The organism is Brucella sp. TWI432 (assembly GCF_039674445.1).
GTDB lineage: Bacteria > Pseudomonadota > Alphaproteobacteria > Rhizobiales > Rhizobiaceae > Brucella > Brucella chromiisoli.
In genome coordinates, this window is the sequence record NZ_JBDJNL010000003.1 from 103,167 (window position 1) to 122,252 (window position 19,086).

Consider the following 19,086-nt stretch of genomic DNA (forward strand, 5'->3'; position numbering starts at 1 on the left):
ATTATTATGCGTGTGTGCCGGCTTCGCTATCGTTGTAAACGCGGGCATAGCGGTGGCCTAATGATGTGAGAATTTCATAAGGAATTGTGTCGCAATCCCGCGCCACATCTTCAAGTCGTTGATGCGGGCCGACGAGTTCAACCAGACTGCCGAGCTTGAGCGTGTCTTCCGGCAGGGCCGTGACATCAAGCGTGATGGAATCCATCGAAACGCGCCCGACAATCGGCAGGCGCGTGTCACCATAAAAGGCCGATCCTTTGTTGCTCAAAGAGCGGAACCAGCCATCGGCATAGCCGACTGCAATGGTTGCAATGCGCATGGGTTTTTCTGCGATAAAGGTGCCGCCATAGCCGACCGCCGCGCCCTTGTCGATATCGCGCACCTGAATGACGCGTGCGGATAGTTCGAGCACGGGGCGGATTGGATTTTCGCGGGCGTCCGGGCCGACGCCATAAAGGGCGACACCGGGACGAGCGAGATTGAAGTGATAAGTCTGATCAAGGAAGCAGCCGCCGGAATTTGAAAATGCTACGGGCAGTTTTGGCAGACGCGCGAGCGCTGCATTCATGGCTGCAAGCTGGCGGGCATTGGCCGGATTTTGCGGCTCATCGCCGCTCGCCAGATGGCTGATGACAAATTTGACATCGATATGGTCGAGCAGATGCTGGTCATTGACCAGTTGGTCAAGTTCTTTGGCCGACAGGCCAAGACGCGACATGCCGGTATCGATTTGCAGCAAAGCGGGCAGTTTTTCGTTCAAGCTTGCAGCCAGTGCCGACCAGTTTTCAATCTGTTCCAGCGAATTGAGAACCGGCAGGATTTTCTCGCGTGCGCAGGCAGCTTCTGTGCCGGGTTGAAGGCCATTGAGCACGTAAAGCGTTGCATCCGGATTGAGAAAAGGCCGGAGCGAAATGGCTTCGCCCAGATGGGCGACGAAGAAATCGCGGCAGCCTGCTTCATAAAAAGCCGGTGCGACGCGATTTGCACCAAGGCCATAAGCATCAGCCTTCACCACAGCGGCGGTGCGCGTGGGGGCGATGCGACTGGAAATTGTCGAATAATTATGACGCAGAGCCGCAAGGTCGATCGTTAATATGCCACCCGCAGCAAGGTCGCGTTCGGTCTGGGAAAAATGCATCGACATATCGGTCATTTCCAGTTCACTCAAATGATTGCGGGATGAACAGGACTGATCCGCTTCCCCCCAAAAGCTGATTGTTGCGGAAAGCAAAGGCCATAATGTATTGCCTCCAAAACAATAGCGATCATGATAGTCGAAGACTATTCGAATGTTTTTGCAATTTTTCGCATAATATGCGAATTTTTGCATGATTTGCGCACTTATTAGCTTTTGAGTTGAAGATTCTGCATGGCCATACTGGATAGCATAGACCGCAATATCATCCGCTCTCTCAGGCGCGATGGTCGTATGACCAATAGCCAGCTTGCAGGCGAAGTGGGGCTGTCACAGTCGGCCTGTCTCAGGCGCGTGCAGATTTTGGAGGAAAGCGGTGTCATTCGCGGATATACCGCCATTGTCGGGTCTTCAGGCGGCGATGAGCGGCTTGTCGCCATTGTGCGCATCACGCTGGACCGGCAGACGGAAGAATATCTCAACCGCTTTGAAGAGGCGGTGCGCCGCCATCCTGAAGTGCAGGAATGTTATCTCATGACGGGGGATGCCGACTATATTCTGCGGGTTGAGGCAGAGAATGCGGCTTCTTATGAAGTCATTCATAAGGAAATTCTCTCGCGGCTCCCCGGCGTTGCGCGCATTCATTCGAGCTTTGCGATCCGCACCGTGCTTTTGTCAAAAGCGCCTACAAGTCGTGCATGAAAAAGCCCGGCGCAGGGCCGGGCTTTTCGTGATGATCATACGCTTGTTTTAGCGGAATTCGTAACGAAGACCGGCGCGGACAGTATGGAGGTTAAAGCCGTTATCGCGTGCCTGTGCGCCTGTTGCGCCGGGGCCGACCGCATTGCCGTAAGGGTTTGTGCTCTGATCTGCCGCATCGAACGCATAAGCTTTGCCGCCATTGACACGCAGATAGCGATAGCCAACATCAAGTTTGAGCTGGTCGGTGAGATCGTAGCTGACACCGGCCATCAGAGCCATTGCAAAACGCCAGCTGTCCAGTCCGTCCTTATCGCTTGTGTAAGAGCAGCCCGCGCAAACTTCATGGGTTTTCCATGTGTCGTATTTGACGAATGCTGCGCCAAGCCCCGCACCGACATAAGGTGTCAGGCCGCCAACCTTGCCAAGATCAACATAGGCGTTGGCCATGGCTGTCCAGATATTTGCTGTCGAGTTATCTTCGTAATTGCAATTGTCTTCGACGGGATTAAAGCCCTTGGCAGATTTGATGTAGCTTGGGCAGGCGGTCCGTCCGTTGATGCCGGCACGGAAGAAATCCAGTGTGGCATCGGTACGCAGCATTTCATTAAAGCGATAGCCAACACCGAGACCGTATGAAGCGCCGCCTTTGAGTTTGAAATCGTCATAACGCAGATTGTCATCAATGCCGCGATAAGGTGGGTCAAACTGATTCCAGAAGGCCCAATCGCCGTCAGTCTTGTTTTTGAAATTATAGCCGATATCACCGCGAATGTACCAACCCGCAGCGACAGGCAATGGAGCCGGCGCAACAACCGGATCGTCAAGAATAATGTCAGCTGCGTGCGCTCCATTTACAGCGATCAGCATCCCACATGCCATGAGCGCAATCGCGGAAACATTTTTCATCTAACCAACTCCAAAATAAACCAATGTCGGCCCCAGAACCGTTAGCTGAAGATGGTAAATGAATATGCTTAAGTTAATGTTACTTTCTATTAGGGAGTGCTAAATATGTAGTGCGGGTTGTAAAGAATAAGTTTCGCAGCGGCGATCTGATGCAATCAAATCGCCGCTTTATCTGTTTGTTTTTAAATGTTTTTTTAAAATACGGTGTCTATATTTTTTACTTGAAGTCCGCCGATTTTATTATTGAATGATCAATATCATCGATGTTGCGCTTGCCGCACAACGCCATGGTGATGTCGAGCTCCTTGCGGATGATTTCCAGCGCGAGTGTAACGCCTTCCTTGCCCATGGCACCAAGTCCGTAAAGGAATGGACGGCCAATAAAGACACCCTGAGCACCGAGCGCACGCGCTTTGAGCACATCTTGCCCGGAGCGGATGCCACCATCCATATGCACTTCGATCTTGTCGCCGACCGCATCGACAATCGGCTTAAGCATGGAAATGGATGAAGCGGCACCGTCCAACTGGCGGCCACCATGATTGGAAACGATGATGGCGTCGGCACCGGTTTTGGCTGCCATCTGTGCGTCTTCCACATCAAGGATGCCTTTGAGGATCAGCTTGCCGCCCCATTGTTCCTTGATCCATGCAACATCGTTCCAGTTGAGCTGGGGATCAAACTGTTCATTCGTCCATACAGAAAGGGAGGACAGATCCGTTACATTCTTTGCATGGCCTGCGATGTTGCGGAAGGTCCGGCGCTGTGTGCCCATCATGCCAATGCACCAGCCGGGCCGGGTCGCCATCTGCCAGATATGCTTTGGGGTAAATTTTGGCGGCGCGGAAAGTCCGTTGCGCAGGTCCTTGTGGCGCTGGCCAAGGATTTGCAGATCAAGTGTCAGCACCAAAGCCGAGCAACCAGCCGCTTTGGCACGGCTGATCAGGTTTTTGACAAATTCGCGATCCCGCATGACGTAGAGCTGGAACCAGAAAGGCTTTTTGGTCACAGAGGCCACATCTTCGATTGAGCAGATGCTCATGGTTGAAAGGGTGAAAGGAACACCGAAAGCCTCAGCAGCCTGTGCGGCCAGCATTTCACCGTCTGCATGCTGCATGCCGGTGAGGCCTGTCGGGGCAATTGCCACTGGCATTGAGACTTTTTCGCCGATCATCGTCGTTTCAAGCGAACGGTTGGTCATATCAACCAGCACGCGCTGGCGAAGCTTGATCTTCGCAAAATCAGCTTCGTTGGCGCGATAAGTCGATTCCGTCCAAGCCCCTGAATCCGCATAGTCGAAAAACATTTTTGGGACGCGGCGCTTGGCAAGTCGCTTCAGATCAGCGATCTCGACGATGTTGGGCATGGTCTCTCCCTTTGTGGTCAGTTTTGTTTACCAGTCGAATGACTGATTGTTTCAGGGAAATCAAGAGCGATCCAACAGGCGTTGGTTGTTCACTCTCGGTTATTTGATCACATCTCTCTTTCAACTATACTATCTACTGGCTTTTGTGACTGAGATATCGATGCCATATGCTATGACGTACAGATAAGCTTGTGAGAATTAGCGGCCATTTTTGACGCATATTGAAGGTCAATAGCCTGAAAAAAGTAGCATTGTTGTACATAAAAGGTTGGGCTGAAACGCTGTGCAGTCGAGGATAGCAAAATGAGCAAAACTCACGACACCAGATTTATTGGCAAGAAGTCGAGTGCTGCCGGCGGATGGGGTGCGTTGAAAAGCTGTGGCAAGCAATTGCTGGCCAGCGGTGCACCGCTGACAGGTGCGCGCGCCCTTCTCAAGGCCAATCAGCCTGACGGTTTTGATTGCCCCGGCTGCGCATGGGGCGACCCGGAACACGGCTCTTCCTTTGAGTTTTGTGAAAATGGCGTGAAGGCTGTCGCTTGGGAAGCGACGGAGCGGCGCACAACACCGAAATTTTTCACCGAGCATACGGTGTCCGAACTGCGCGCATGGACGGATTATGCGCTGGAAAACACGGGCCGCCTTACGCATCCGATGCGTTACAACGCGGCGACTGATACATACGAAGCCGTTGAATGGGATGAGGCTTTTGCTGCCATTGGCAATATTCTCAAAAGCTTTGACAGCCCTGATCGGGTTGAATTCTACACATCGGGCCGTGCTTCCAATGAGGCCGCTTTTCTCTACCAGCTTTTTGTGCGCTCTTATGGCACCAATAATTTCCCCGACTGCTCCAACATGTGCCACGAGGCCAGCGGTGTGGCTCTGACGCAATCGGTTGGTGTTGGCAAAGGGACGGTTCTGCTTGAAGATTTCGAGCAGGCCGATGCGATTTTCGTGGTCGGCCAGAACCCCGGTACCAACCATCCGCGGATGCTGGGCGATCTGCGTCGCGCAGCGGAGCGTGGTGCGCAGATTGTGGTGTTCAACCCAGTGCGCGAGCGTGGCCTTGAGCGGTTCTCTGATCCGCAGGACAAACTTGAAATGATGCATGGCGGCAGCGAAGCCATTGCAAGCGACTATTATCAACCGCGTCTTGGGGGTGATCTTGCGGCATTCCGCGGCATGGCCAAGGCTGTGTTTGCCGCCGATGATATAGCACTTGCCGCCGGAGAGCCTTCGGTTCTCGGCCGGGCGTTTCTCGCACAACATACGGCAGAGTTTGAAGCCTATCGCAAGGCTGTTGATGCGACGACCTGGGAGGAAATTGAAGACCAGTCCGGTTTGCTGCGTCCGTCGCTTGAACACGCAGCACGCATTTATATGCAGGCTGACAAGGTTATTTGCACATGGGCGATGGGCATTACGCAGCACCGCCATTCGGTGATCACGATCCGTGAAATCACCAATTTCATGCTGTTGCGCGGCAATATCGGTAAGCCCGGTGCCGGGCTTTGCCCTGTTCGCGGCCACTCCAATGTGCAGGGTGATCGCACGGTTGGCATCAATGAAAAGCCGTCAGCAGCGTTTCTTGATGCGCTTGAAAAAGAATTTGGTTTCAGCGCACCACGTGCGCCGGGGCACAATGTGCTGGCCGCGATTGGTGCGATGCTTGATGGCTCGGCAAAGGCATTTATCGGCCTTGGTGGCAATTTTGCGCGCGCAACACCGGACAGCCCGATGATTGCCAAGGCATTATCCGGTCAAAGGCTGACCGTGCATATCGCGACCAAGCTTAATCATTCGCATCTTGTGCCGGGAGAGGATTCCTTCATCCTGCCATGCCTTGGACGCACGGAAATTGATCTCAATTCCAAAGGCGTTGCGCAGATTGTGACTGTTGAGGATTCCATGAGCATGGTTCATGGATCGGGGGGCATTAATAAACCCGCATCGCCGTTGCTGCGTTCAGAGGTTGCGATCATTGCCGGTCTGGCCAATGCAACATTGGGGCCAAAGCCGGTTAATTGGCTTGAACTGGCTGATGATTATGATCTGATCCGCAATCATATAGCGCGGGTGCTGCCTGATTTTTATGATTTCAATGCGCGTGTTCGCGTGCCGCGCGGCTTTCATTTGCGCAACAGCGCGCGCGAACTCGAATGGGCAACGCCCAAAGGCAAGGCGACATTCTGGAGCGGTGCGCTGCCGGAAGCCGTTGAGCACCAGCAGGCACGTGATAAGCCGGGGCGTTATGTTCTGCAAACCTTCCGCAGCCATGACCAGTATAATACGACCATTTATGGCATGGATGACCGCTATCGCGGCGTTTACGGCGAACGACAGGTCGTGTTCATGAACCCTGCCGATATGTCGGATATTGGCGTTGAAGCGGGTGATCGGGCTGATATTGTCGGTGATTTTGATGATGGGATTGAACGGGTCGCGCGCAATTTCCGCTTTGTGCCTTATGATATACCGCGTGGCTGTATTGCCGGTTATTATCCCGAGATGAATGTCCTTGTGCCACTTGGCAGTGCAGGTGACGGAAGCGATACGCCGACATCAAAATCGGTTATCGTGTCATTTCGTCCTGTGCAGGCGGTGCGCGCGTGAGCGAAGAAGCCGAGTATATGGCGCTGGTCGACGCACTTGAGGCGGCATCAGGTAAAATTTCACGGCTCGGCGCGGGTATTCTTGCTGCCGCAGCACGCGATATTGCATCGGACAGCCGCAGTTTTTCACGGATATTTGGCGTTGCGCATGCGCTTGTGTTGCGGGAGCTTGTGACGCTTGGTGCAGAGGGCGGCTCTCTTCGCATCCGCCAAAGAGACGAGCGAACGCAACGCACCCGTTACGAGCTGAGCGCTGTCGGTCACCGGCTTGTCGAAGAGGTGCAATTATAATTTTCTATCATTAATTATGTTTATAAAGCCTGCTTTTAACGGCAACCTTTTGGTTGCATTGTGCCTGCGAAAAAACAGTGAGAATCGTTACATGGCCGCAAGAGTTCTTCTCCTTGTTCATGGTGGGCGGAGGGTGTGCAAAGCAATCGCGCGTGTCCTTATTGCGGCCGCTGCGGTTCTGGCTTCGGGCCTTGTGGCGCATTCTGAAATGAGCGGAACGATTCCGGTCGCTGTGATTGAAAGCAAGCTGGTCGATTACCAGCCGCAATTGACGCTGTCGGGGGCTGTTGCTGCCCGTTCTCTGGTCAATGTATCCTTTCGCCTGAATGGACAGGTTGTCGAGCGCCTTGTTGAGATTGGTCAGCATGTTGATAAAGGCGAGGTTCTTGCCCGGATCGATAATGCCGAGCAAAAGGCCAATATGCGCGTTGCACAAGCCTCGCAGGATGCTGCAAAAGCGCAGCTCGTTCAGGCAGAAGCCAGTTTTAAACGTCAGCAGACTTTGCTGGGGCAGGGGTTTACCACGCGCAGCCAGTTTGATCAGGCACAACAGGTTTTACGCACGGCACAAAGTACGCTTTCCAATGCTGAAAGCCAGTTGAGCAATGCGCGTGACGAGTTGTCTTACACAGAGCTTCGCGCTCCGGCTGCCGGTGTTGTAACCGCGCGCAATGTGGAGAGCGGGCAGGTTGTGCAGGCCGCACAAACCGCGTTTTCAATTGCCGAAGACGGTGCACGTGACGCGATTTTCGATGTTCAGGAAACGTTGGTCAACCATGCCAAAATTGGCATGGGCGTGACACTCGGCCTGCTTTCCGATGAAAATGTTAAAACCGAAGGAAGTATTCGTGAAATCTCTCCGGTGGTCGATGCGCAGACAGGCACTGTGCGCGTGAAGGTTGGTATCTCAGAGGTGCCAGCGCAAATGGCACTCGGCGCGATTGTGACCGGCACGGTTCATATGGATGGTCAGCAGGTTTTCATTTTGCCGTGGAGCGTGATGACATCGGATGCCGGGAAAACGGCTGTGTGGCGGGTGGACAAGAAGACCAAGCTTGCAACGCTGGCTCCTGTTCGGGTGCTGGCGTTTGAAAAGGAGCGGGTGATTGTTGCATCTGGTCTGAATGCCGGAGACCTTGTTGTCACCAAGGGCGCGCAATTGCTGCGTTCTGGTGCCCAGACAGAGATCATGCAGGGTCTGGAAGGAGCGGGCGCGCAATGAAACCGATGCTGAAACTCTGCTGCGCCTTCGTTTTTTCCGCTGTCCTTTTGACAGTTGCAGCCTGTGGCAAGGAGGACGATCAAACAGCAGGGACTGAGCCTGTTCGTCCCGTGCTTTACACAATTGCTGCGTCAAAGCCTGAAACACAAACCAGCTTTGCCGGTTCCATTGAGCCGCGTTATTCAACAAATCTGGCGTTTCGGGTGCTTGGTCGCATCATTGCGCGGCCTGTTAGTATCGGCGATCTGGTGAAAAAAGGCGAGACGGTCGCCATGCTTGATCCTGCGACGCTTGATCTTGCGGTGCAATCGGCAAAAGCCGACCTTGCAAGCGCGCAGGCTCAGTTTGCCAATGCTGCCGGTAGCGAAGAACGCCTGCATATTCTGCTTAAGGGCAATAACATTTCGCAAGCCGATTACGATGCAGCAAAGCAGGCGCGTGACAGTGCTGAAGCCGGACTTGAAAAAGCGCAGGCAGGCTTACGCAAGGCGGAAGATCAGCGTGGGTATGCTGTTTTGAGCCCGGATTTTGATGGTGTCGTCTCTGCCACCAATGCAGAAGTTGGTCAGGTTGTGGCCGCAGGACAAGCCGTGATGACGGTTGCACGCCCCGATATTCGCGAAGCAGTTCTCGATATTCCCGACAGTATGCGTGACTATTTTGCGGCCGGTACGCCTTTTCATGTTCAGTTGCAGGCGGATCCGAGCGTGACAGGTCTTGGCAGAGTGCGCGAGGTGGCGCCGCAAGCAGATGCGCAGACCCGCACGCGCCGTGTTCGGATTGCGCTTGATAATCCGCCGGAAGGTTTCCGCCTTGGCGCAACAATTCGGGCAGGGCTTGCAAGCGCTCAGAAAGATCATGTCACTTTGCCGATACAGGCATTGTTTGAAAAAGACGGAAAAACTGCAATCTGGGTGATTGATCCAAAAACGCAAACTGTAAGTCTTCACGAGGTTGAGCTTGTCGAGCGCCGCGCCGACAGTTTTCTGGCAAACAATGTGGAGGTGGGAAGCTATGTGGCGACGGCTGGTGTGCACCAGCTTGAAGAAGGTCAAAAAGTCCAGTTGGATGCAAGGGGAAGCAGCCTGTGAAAAAAGGTTTCAATCTTTCTGACTGGGCGCTGAACCACCGCTCGCTGGTGTGGTATTTTATGATGGTGTTTCTGGTCGCGGGGCTTGTGTCCTATCTCGACCTCGGTCGCGCCGAAGATCCGGAATTCACAGTCAAGACGATGGTCGTTCAGGCAAGTTGGCCAGGTGCTTCCATCGATGAGACGATGAACCAGGTCACAGACCGGCTTGAAAAGAAGCTCGAAGAGCTTGATACGCTTGACTACACACGCAGCGTGACAACGGCTGGCAAGTCGGTTGTGTTTGTGTTTCTTAAATCGACAGTGCGCAAGAAGCAGGTGGCAGAAGCCTGGACTGAAGTGCGGCACATGCTCGATGACATCAAGCCCAGTTTGCCTGATGGCGTTTATGGGCCTTATTACAACGATAAGTTCGGTGATGTATTCGGCAATATTTTTGCCTTCACCGCTGACGGGTTGTCGATGCGGCAGCTTCGCGATTATGCCGAAGATGTGCGCACAAAAATCCTCACCATTCCCAATGCCGGTAAGGTTGAGCTGATCGGTGCGCAGGATGAGGCAATTTATCTCGAATTCTCGACGCGGCAAGTCGCAGCCCTTGGTCTTGATCAGCAGGCAATTCTCAAAGCGCTTCAGGATCAGAATGCGATCACGCCCTCTGGTGTCGTGCAGGCGGGGCCAGAACGCATCAGCGTGCGGGTGAGCGGCCAGTTCAACTCTGAAGATGATCTGCGAGCCGTCAATCTGCGCGTGAATGACCGTTTCTTTCGCTTGTCCGATGTTGCGACGATCACGCGCGGCTATGTCGATCCGCCATCAGCGATTTTTCGGGTTAATGGCCAAGATGCGATTGGTCTTGGCATCGGCATGAAACCAAATGGCAATCTGCTGGAATTTGGTGCAAAACTTGATGCGATGATGGAGCAGTTGAAAGCTGAACTGCCGGTTGGCGTTAATGTTTTCAAGGTTGCCGATCAGCCTGAAGTTGTTCAGGATGCCGTCTCCGGCTTTACCAAAGCGCTGTTTGAAGCCGTTGTCATCGTACTTGCGGTGAGCTTTATCAGCCTTGGCCTGCGTGCAGGTTTTGTCGTGTCGCTTTCCATTCCGCTGGTGCTGGCGATCACCTTCCTTGTCATGTCGTTGATGGATATTTCGCTGCAACGTGTGTCGCTTGGGGCGCTGATTATTTCGCTGGGACTTCTGGTCGATGATGCGATGATTGCGGTTGAGATGATGGTTGCGCGGCTGGAGCATGGCGATCCCATCAACAAGGCTGCGACCTATGTCTATTCGCATACGGCCTTCCCAATGCTGACAGGCACGCTTGTGACGATTGCGGGTTTTATACCGATTGGCCTCAACACGAGTCAGGCCGGTGAATATACATATACGCTTTTTGTGGTGATTGCTGTTTCGCTGATTGTTTCCTGGATTGTGGCCGTGTTGTTTGCGCCGCTTCTGGGTGTGACTTTCCTGCCCAAAAAGATGAAGCACCATGAAGAAAAGCGTGGCCGCTTCTTTGAGGCCTTTTCGAAGACGCTGGTTTTGGCGATGCGTCATAAGTGGATCACGATTCTGACGACGATTGCCTTGTTTGTCATCTCGGTTTTTGGAATGGGCTTTATTGAACGTCAGTTCTTCCCGGAGTCTGACCGTCCGGAACTGGTGATCGACTGGACCTTGCCGCAAAACAGCTCAATTGCCGATACCAAGGCGCAGATGGAGCGCTTTGAGCAGACGATGCTCAAGGATAATCCGGACGTCGATCACTGGAGCACTTATATCGGGCAGAGCGCGATCCGCTTTATTCTTTCCTTTGATGTACAACCTGCCAATCCCTATTTCGGGCAGATGGTGGTTGTTGCCAAGGACGTGGAGGCGCGCGATCGTTTAAAGGCAAAATTTGATGAGGCCTTGCGTAAGGATTATGTCGGCACGGATACTTATGTGAAGTTCCTTGAACTCGGGCCGCCGGTTGGGCGCCCGGTACAATATCGCATCTCCGGACCTGATATTCAGAAATTGCGTGGTATCGCGCAGGACTTTGCCGGCATCATGAACGCAGATAAGCGATTGGGTGTCGTCAGTTACAACTGGAATGAACCCGGCCGTGTTATCCGTGTGGATGTCATGCAGGACAAGGCGCGCAAGCTTGGCATTTCGTCCAAGGATATTGCCACGACGCTCAATGGCGTGGTGGGTGGCATTCCGATTACGCAGGTGCGTGATTCCATCTATCTGATTGATGTCATCGTGCGGGCGCAAGAACACGAACGCGATTCCATCGACACATTGCAGAGTCTGCAAATCGCAACCGGCAACGGCAGCTCCGTGCCGCTCGCAGCCATTGCCAACTTCCATCATGAGCTGGAGCAGCCGGTGGTCTATCGCCGTTCGCGCATTCCAACCATCACGGTTGCTGCCGGTATTAATGACAATACAATGCCGGATACGATTGTGAGTGAATTGCAGCCTGCGGTGAATAAATTCATCGAAAATCTGCCGGCGGGTTATTCGATTGTGACGGCGGGTACAGTGGAAGAAAGCGGCAAAAGTCAGGGGCCGATTATCGCCGTTGTGCCGCTGATGCTGTTTGTCATGGCAACAGTTCTGATGCTGCAATTGCAGAGTTTTCAGCGCTTGTTTCTTGTGGTTGCAGTTGCGCCTCTTGGTCTGATTGGTGTGGTTGCAGCCTTGCTTCCGAGCGGGAAGCCGCTGGGCTTTGTTGCCATTCTTGGCGTGCTGGCGCTTATCGGCATTCTTATCCGTAACTCGGTTATTCTGATCGTGCAGGTGGAAGAACATATCAGCGAGGGTATGCATCCGTGGGATTCGGTTGTGCAGGCAAGCCAGCATCGTATGCGGCCCATTGCATTGACCGCTGCAGCTGCAAGTCTGGCGCTCATTCCGATTGCGCGAGAAGTTTTCTGGGGGCCTATGGCCTATGCCATGATGGGCGGAATCATTGCCGGGACGGCGATTACGCTTCTGTTTCTCCCGGCTCTTTACGTGGCATGGTTCCGCGTCAAGGAGCCGGATCAAACAGAGGTGGGGCCGCAGCCACAACATTGATATGAGTTTGAAGACGTATCCGGAGAATAAGCATGCAAACTGTTCCATCCCTGATGCTGCAAGAAACCGAACAGTCGCCATCCGTGGTGGCGAAACTTCTTGCAGCAGAGGCCGGGACATTTGCTGAGATCGGACGGCTATTTGAAAAATCGCCCGCAGTCATTACGACGGCTGCACGTGGCTCTTCCGATCATGCGGCGACATTTTTCAAGTATCTGATGGAGATTGCCACAGGCATTCCGGTTGCCTCTGTCGGGCCATCGGTGGCTTCCGTTTATGGCGCGAAACTCAGATTGAAGGGGGGGCTGCATTTCACTGTGTCGCAATCGGGGGCAAGCCCGGACATCATTGCGGTGCAGGATGCTGCAAAGCATGCAGGAGCGACGACTGTTGCCGTTGTAAACGTGACCGATAGCCCGCTTGCAAAAGGGGCTGATATTGTGCTCGCACTTCATGCGGGCGAAGAGAAAAGCGTTGCGGCGACCAAGTCCTTCATTGCCTCTGTTGCTGCCCTTTCGGGTGTGGTGGCCGCAGCCAGCCAAGATACAAGACTGAAAGATGGTTTGAGTCGCCTGCCGGAAGCCTTGGCTGCAACAAGGCCGGAAGGTCGTGCGGTGGTGGAAGACTTGCTGGTCGAGGCAAAATCACTGTTCACGGGCGGACGCGGCACAGCCTATGCCATTTCGCTTGAGGCGGCGCTTAAAGCGAAGGAAACGGCCAATATTCACGCGGAGGCGTTCTCGCTTGCAGAACTGATGCATGGACCGATGCGGCTGGTGGAGCCAGGCTTTCCGATTCTATCGTTCATAACGCAGGATGAGGCGCTTGAAACAAGCATTCAGGCCCTCAACAGGCTTAAGTCCTTTGGTGCAAACCTTGTTTCATTCGGCGATGCCGACGTTCCGGGCCATCGGGTGCCTTCTGCATCTACCGGGAATGGTCATCTTGATCCGCTGGTTTCGCTCATTAATTATTATCGGATTGTTGAGGCGGTCACGCGCCGTAAGGGGTATGATCCAGATAAGCCGCGTCATCTGAACAAGGTGACATCGACGGTTTAACTCCACTTCTTGAGGTCTTAACGCATTATCGACTTGATAGCGCAATCCGGTCAGTGCATTACGTATTCTGGCATGGTTGGCACCTTATCGTACAGTAGAACGGACGGTGTGGTTATGCCTGCGTAATAGAGGAATTCCGATGCATAATTTTGTCTTGACCGTCACCTGCAAATCCACGCGCGGTATTGTTGCTGCTATTTCGGGTTATCTTGCGGGTAAGGGGTGTAACATCATTGACAGCGCCCAGTTCGACGATCTGGATACCGGCCGCTTCTTCATGCGCGTCAGCTTTATTTCCGAAGAAGGTGTTGCACTCGAAGCCTTGCGCGAAGGATTTGGAGCAATAGCCGCGCCTTTCGCAATGGATTTTGATTTTCACGACGATGCCCACCGTACAAAGACGCTGTTGATGGTGTCGCGTTTTGGCCATTGCCTTAACGATCTTCTTTATCGTTGGAAGATCGGTGCGCTGCCGATCGATATTGTGGGCGTTGTGTCCAACCACTTCGATTATCAGAAGGTCGTTGTTAATCACGACATTCCATTCCATCATATTGCCGTGACCAAAGCTAACAAGCCAGAGGCCGAGCAGCGTCTGATGGATATTGTTGAGAGCACGGGCACGGAACTGGTGGTTCTGGCGCGCTATATGCAGGTTCTGTCCGATCAGCTTTGCCAGCAAATGTTGGGCAAGATCATCAATATCCACCATTCTTTCCTGCCATCCTTTAAGGGGGCAAACCCTTACAAGCAGGCCTATGAGCGTGGTGTGAAGCTGATTGGCGCGACAGCGCATTATGTGACTGCCGATCTTGATGAAGGTCCGATCATTGAGCAGGATGTGGCGCGCGTGACGCATGCGCAAAGTGCTGCCGATTACGTGTCCATTGGCCGTGATGTCGAAGCGCAGGTTCTGGCGCGCGCCGTTCACGCGCATATTCATCATCGTTCATTCCTCAACGGCAATCGTACCGTTGTCTTCCCGGCTAGCCCCGGGTCGTTCGCATCTGAGCGCGTTGGGTGAAATCCAAGCTGAATAACTCTTAAAAAGCGGCCTAATAGGTCGCTTTTTTTATTGAAGGTTTTTTACAATAGTTGTGAAGAAAAAATTTTTATTGATGTCTTGAGCAGTAATTCATAAAAAATTTATGTTATCTGTAAGAGGACATTCTGAAAAATTATTTTTTATCTATTGTTTCAATGTTGACACTGATTGCTTCCACCCCTGTTTATGCGAATCAGGAAAATATCACGCACATAGTGCCATCCAGTACATTTAATACATCAGCCATGAATGTACCGCGGGTGCTTTATAATGGAAATTTTGCGTCAGCAACAAATAAATACTTAGCTTTCGATAGCCAATGTCTTTATGGCTCACAGGACGAGTGTGAAGCAGCTAACGATGATGATGTGACGGGTGAGCGTGGTATGTGCTACTCGTCTAATGACGGCTGTTGGCACCCTGTTTCGGGTTAAGAGATGAGCACTGGCGTTGGATCAATTTAAGGTCAGATGGAATCTCTTATAAATGATAGATTAGAGCGTGCCGCGGTTAATCGGATCGCCTGGCTCGCTCTATCTTATTGTTTTTACGCATTTCCAGCAAAACCGCTGCGCACTTCTGCTGGAAATGCTTTCATGTATTGTCCGGTTTAGACTTTAATGGCTAAACTGTCGGAATGTGATTTTCGGATACAGCTCCGGCAAATTTCGTTTGATGGTGTCGCGATATGATTGTGGTGCTGGCGATGCCAGAATTATAGCGCGTCCCTTGCTGCTGGAGATGATGTTAAGAACGCCAGCGTCGACAATCTCTCCCCTTTTTATCGAAATTTTACCGTCAAGTTGCAATGGTACAAGCGATTTTTTCGCGCCCAGTCCAAAAAAGCCGCGACTGCTGGCTTCAAGTACGCTTCGATGATTGGCGTCCCAGCTACAGATGATGCGCGATATGCCATATTCGCCTGGTGCTATCGGCTGGAATGACACGCGAATATCCTGACTATCCAATACGTCGAAAACACCAGGAATGTTCAAGGTAGCCATCCTGAGAGTAATCTTACCAAGATCAGCGAAGCTGAAATTTTGCCCGATATTCGTAACATTATGCGGCACCAACAGGCCGTTCTCCAGTGGTTGCAATTGAATGTTCGCCTGATGGCATATTTTACCATTAATCGTCACGCGAGCGACGATTGCAGCACCTTTCGCAGCGACATAGCCCTCCGTCTTGCGCGCGCTTTCAATCGCGCTTTTGTTAAGCGCTGTAGGGTCCGAGCTGGTATTGCAACCACTTAAAATAAGGGAGCCGAACAAAATACCAAGCAGAAGAGATAAAGTCGATTTAGACATGCCGCCCCGCAGTGAATAAGAAAACATGCTGGTGCTTATTCGGGAGGCGCAGACTTGTTGCAATGCAACTATTGTGTATTATCCACAATATGAGAAATTGGTTATGCTCAATAAAAAACCCCGCCAAAAGCGGGGTTTCTTTTTATCTATCGTGAGACCGATTAGTCGATGTCGAAGGAAACGCCCTGTGCGAGCGGCAGAGCCTTCGAGTAGTTGATGGTGTTGGTTGCGCGGCGCATATAGCCCTTCCACGCATCGGAACCCGATTCACGGCCACCACCAGTTTCCTTTTCGCCGCCGAATGCGCCGCCGATTTCAGCACCCGAAGTGCCGATATTGACGTTTGCAATGCCGCAATCCGAACCTTCAACCGAAAGGAAGCGTTCTGCTTCCTGCAGGTTGAGTGTGAAGATCGACGAGGACAGGCCTGCGCCAACTTCGTTGTGGCTCGCCAGCACGTCGTCGAAATCGGAATACTTCATGACGTACAGGATCGGTGCGAAAGTTTCTTCGAGAACTGGGCCTTCCTGCTTTGGCATTTCCACGATTGCCGGGCGCACATAGTAAGCGTTTTCATGGCCGGTTTCGACGCGTTCGCCGCCCTGTACCTTGCCGCCGTGAGCGGCTGCTTCCTTGAGCGCCTTCTGCATGTTGTCGAAAGCAATCTTGTCGATCAATGGACCAACCAGAGCTGTCGTTTCAAGTGGCGAACCGACGGTAACGCTGGCATAAGCCTTTTGCAGACGTGGGACGAGTGCGTCGTAAACGCTTTCATGCACGAACAGACGACGCAGTGTGGTGCAGCGCTGACCAGCGGTGCCCATTGCACCGAAAGCGATGGCGCGCAGTGCCATGTCGAGATCTGCCGATGGGCAGACGATACCGGCATTGTTGCCGCCGAGTTCGAGAATCGCACGCGCAAAACGCTTTGCAAGACGTGGGCCAACTTCGCGGCCCATGCGGGTCGAACCGGTTGCCGAAACAACTGGAACCTTCGGGCTGTCAACGAGGACTTCACCAACTTCACGGTCGCCGAGCAGAAGCAGCGCAAGGCCTTCTGGCGCTTCACCGAAACGCTTGAGCGCGCGCTGGAAGATTGCGTCGCAGGCAAGAGCGGTCAGAAGAGTCTTTTCAGAAGGCTTCCAGACAACCGAGTTGCCGCAAACGATGGCCAGCGCAGCATTCCACGACCAGACAGCGACGGGGAAGTTGAAGGCCGAGATAACGCCGACAACGCCAAGCGGATGCCAGGTTTCCATCATGCGATGGCCAGCGCGTTCGGTTGCGATGGTGAGACCGTAGAGCTGACGCGACAGGCCGACTGCGAAATCGCAGATGTCAATCATTTCCTGTACTTCGCCGAGGCCTTCCGAAGGGATCTTGCCAGCTTCAAGCGAAACGAGACGGCCGAGATCTTCCTTGGAAGCGCGGAGTTCTTCACCCAGGAGGCGGATCAGTTCGCCACGCTTTGGCGCTGGAACGGTGCGCCATGCGCGGAATGCTTCATCAGCCTTGTCGATGATCTTGACTGCATCGTCCTTGCTGTGGGTCTTGACCGATGCGATCTGCTCACCGGAGACCGGGCTGAAGCCAGCGAGGTCGCCCGACGTGTAAAGGGCTGCGTCAACGCCAAGCTTTGAAAGCAGCTCTGCGGCTTCTTTTTTCACGTCGAGCTTTTTAACAGTGGTGTTCATGTTTATCCTCTTAACCGGCTTAATCACGAGAGCAGTTTAAATTAGAGCGGGTTCGTAGTTACTGCTCTCGTTGGTTATATTTACGCATTGTCCGACGCAAAACCGCTTCGCAATTTTGCTGGAAATGCTTAGTTATTCTGCTGCTTCAAGACCGCTCAGGCGGGCCTGTACAGCTCTAATGGATTCGCGTTCGATGCGAGCATAATGCTCGAATTCATTAAGAACTTTGGCGCCAAGGTCTTCCTCGAAACGCTTCTGGTTCGGGCTTTCCACAAAATCCTGCGCATCGTCGTCGCCCAGATTTGACTGGAAGATACCAGCCGCACTGACCGGCAGGAAGTCTTCATAGATGATCGGATCGAACTGGACTGCCCCGCCTTCGATCAGAGTTTCAATATCGGTATCGGGTTTGAAAGCTGCAAGACGTGCGGCATCCTTGACCGAATAGGCGAAATAGCCAAGCGCTTCTTCGCGAATGCCTGCCCATGTATCCGGGAAAGCGGCAAAGGTGTCGCTCAGCGCCTTCACATATTCAGCCGAATTCGAGCCATCCGGTGCGGGGCGGGCAATGGCGCGGGTGTCATTGAGCAGTTTGTCGTAAAGCGCGCGGCCCTTTGGCGTCAGGGCTACGCCACGCTGTTCGATTTCACCGAAACGGGCAGTATGGGAGCCTGGGGTCCAGGTGCCGTCTGCGTTGACGAACGAAACTTCTTCTTCCAGGGCCTTGAACGAGGTCTGGCGCAGAAGGATCGGGCATTTGCGGGTTGGTGGACCTTCGACAACTGCCTTCGGATTAATGCCGCGATCCGGCATCTGGGCCTGCACGGCGTCGATGTCGAGCGTGCGTGGTGTCAGGTGGTTGATGTGCGGTCCCTTGAAGGAAACAACGTCGGCGATCAGGCGATGCGCATCGTGGAGGCGGTGGTACAGCTCGGCGCTGACATTGGCATGATCGTGCCAGCGGAATGTTTCGAGCACTTCTGCAACGAAGGTCTTCGCGTCAGCTTCATCAAGGCCGCCATTGGCTTCCGCCTTCTCGACAAGCGCAATTGCGCCCGGCGTGAAGATTTGGCGCTTCGCGAGAACGTCTTCCGATTCTTCGCGCAGCTTCTCATCAGAGATCAGATCAAGGCGCAGGAGCGAGGTGAAAACACGGAACGGATTGTGCTTGAGTGCGCTATCGTCGATCGGGCGGAAGGCGGTGGAATGCACTGGCACACCAGCGGCACTCAAATCGTAGTAACCAACCGAGAACATGCCCATGACCGAGAAAGCGCGGCGCATCATGGAAAGCTCAGCGGCAGTGCCCAAACGAATGGCACCGTGACGTTCTTCGGAAATGCGTTCGAGCGAATCTGTTTCCGTCAGACGCTCATGCAGATGCTTGTCGTCTGCGAGAACTTTTGCGTTCACATCGGAGACGAGTTCCATCAACGTGCCATAAGCAGGCACTTCTTCCTTATACATGGCCGACATGGCTGCCGAAAAGGCGGAGCGAATGGCGTCCGGCGAAACGAATTTCTGCGCGTTCATTGCAAGAGCTTCCGTAGAAGTTGGACCGTCTGCTTAACTGGTAT

Annotated in this window: 14 protein-coding genes; 8 read left to right on the forward strand and 6 right to left on the reverse strand. The window is 53.2% G+C overall.

All coding sequences use genetic code 11. The features are described from left to right. Positions 1 to 4: 4 nt before the first annotated feature. Positions 5 to 1,153 carry an alanine racemase gene (alr, locus tag ABE527_RS07730; RefSeq protein ID WP_499696563.1) on the reverse strand — a complete coding sequence of 383 codons (1,149 nt, stop codon included), beginning with the start codon at positions 1,151 to 1,153 and terminating at the stop codon, positions 5 to 7. 216 nt (positions 1,154 to 1,369) lie between these two features. Between alr and ABE527_RS07735 the strand changes: the two genes are divergently transcribed. Further along, positions 1,370 to 1,837, forward strand: coding sequence for an Lrp/AsnC family transcriptional regulator (locus ABE527_RS07735; RefSeq protein ID WP_499694019.1), 468 nt, complete (start codon positions 1,370 to 1,372; stop codon positions 1,835 to 1,837). A 48-nt stretch (positions 1,838 to 1,885) separates the two neighbouring features. Here the strand turns inward: ABE527_RS07735 and ABE527_RS07740 are convergent, their stop codons facing one another. Next, positions 1,886 to 2,743 (reverse strand): outer membrane protein, encoded by an 858-nt coding sequence (locus ABE527_RS07740; protein ID WP_265985656.1) that lies wholly within the window; start codon positions 2,741 to 2,743, stop codon positions 1,886 to 1,888. 217 nt (positions 2,744 to 2,960) lie between these two features. Beyond that, complete coding sequence (locus ABE527_RS07745; RefSeq protein ID WP_499696564.1) at positions 2,961 to 4,109, reverse strand: alpha-hydroxy acid oxidase; 1,149 nt, start codon at positions 4,107 to 4,109, stop codon at positions 2,961 to 2,963. Positions 4,110 to 4,412: 303 nt separating this feature from the next. Here ABE527_RS07745 and ABE527_RS07750 point away from each other — a divergent pair, with 303 nt between their 5' ends. The 7 genes from ABE527_RS07750 (at position 4,413) to purU (ending at position 14,484) form a co-directional block, all read left to right on the forward strand. Continuing rightward, positions 4,413 to 6,725 (forward strand): FdhF/YdeP family oxidoreductase, encoded by a 2,313-nt coding sequence (locus ABE527_RS07750; protein WP_499696565.1) that lies wholly within the window; start codon positions 4,413 to 4,415, stop codon positions 6,723 to 6,725. A 17-nt stretch (positions 6,726 to 6,742) separates the two neighbouring features. Next, complete coding sequence (locus tag ABE527_RS07755) at positions 6,743 to 7,015, forward strand: hypothetical protein (RefSeq protein ID WP_265985710.1); 273 nt, start codon at positions 6,743 to 6,745, stop codon at positions 7,013 to 7,015. 91 nt (positions 7,016 to 7,106) lie between these two features. Further along, entirely contained in the window at positions 7,107 to 8,237 is a 1,131-nt protein-coding gene (locus tag ABE527_RS07760; RefSeq protein WP_499696566.1) for an efflux RND transporter periplasmic adaptor subunit, read from the forward strand. Beyond that, positions 8,234 to 9,328, forward strand: coding sequence for an efflux RND transporter periplasmic adaptor subunit (locus ABE527_RS07765; protein ID WP_499696567.1), 1,095 nt, complete (start codon positions 8,234 to 8,236; stop codon positions 9,326 to 9,328). Before ABE527_RS07760 ends, ABE527_RS07765 begins: the two co-directional genes overlap by 4 nt. Then, positions 9,325 to 12,399 carry an efflux RND transporter permease subunit gene (locus ABE527_RS07770; RefSeq protein WP_499696568.1) on the forward strand — a complete coding sequence of 1,025 codons (3,075 nt, stop codon included), beginning with the start codon at positions 9,325 to 9,327 and terminating at the stop codon, positions 12,397 to 12,399. Before ABE527_RS07765 ends, ABE527_RS07770 begins: the two co-directional genes overlap by 4 nt. 32 nt (positions 12,400 to 12,431) lie before the next feature. Further along, on the forward strand, positions 12,432 to 13,460 hold the full coding sequence (locus ABE527_RS07775) for an SIS domain-containing protein (RefSeq protein ID WP_499696569.1): 1,029 nt from the start codon (positions 12,432 to 12,434) through the stop codon (positions 13,458 to 13,460). Positions 13,461 to 13,599: 139 nt separating this feature from the next. After that, positions 13,600 to 14,484: a formyltetrahydrofolate deformylase gene (gene purU / locus ABE527_RS07780; protein ID WP_265985649.1), complete on the forward strand. Its 885-nt coding sequence runs from the start codon at positions 13,600 to 13,602 to the stop codon at positions 14,482 to 14,484. Positions 14,485 to 15,122: 638 nt separating this feature from the next. Here purU and ABE527_RS07785 read toward each other — a convergent pair. The 3 genes from ABE527_RS07785 to hglS all read right to left on the reverse strand — a co-directional run bounded on the left by ABE527_RS07785 (position 15,123) and on the right by hglS (position 19,042). Continuing rightward, on the reverse strand, positions 15,123 to 15,815 hold the full coding sequence (locus ABE527_RS07785; protein WP_499694012.1) for a hypothetical protein: 693 nt from the start codon (positions 15,813 to 15,815) through the stop codon (positions 15,123 to 15,125). A gap of 161 nt (positions 15,816 to 15,976) precedes the next feature. Next, positions 15,977 to 17,509 carry an L-piperidine-6-carboxylate dehydrogenase gene (gene amaB / locus ABE527_RS07790; protein WP_499694011.1) on the reverse strand — a complete coding sequence of 511 codons (1,533 nt, stop codon included), beginning with the start codon at positions 17,507 to 17,509 and terminating at the stop codon, positions 15,977 to 15,979. Between the two features lie 132 nt (positions 17,510 to 17,641). Then, positions 17,642 to 19,042 carry a 2-oxoadipate dioxygenase/decarboxylase HglS gene (hglS, locus tag ABE527_RS07795; RefSeq protein WP_499696570.1) on the reverse strand — a complete coding sequence of 467 codons (1,401 nt, stop codon included), beginning with the start codon at positions 19,040 to 19,042 and terminating at the stop codon, positions 17,642 to 17,644. Between the last annotated feature and the right edge of the window lie 44 nt (positions 19,043 to 19,086).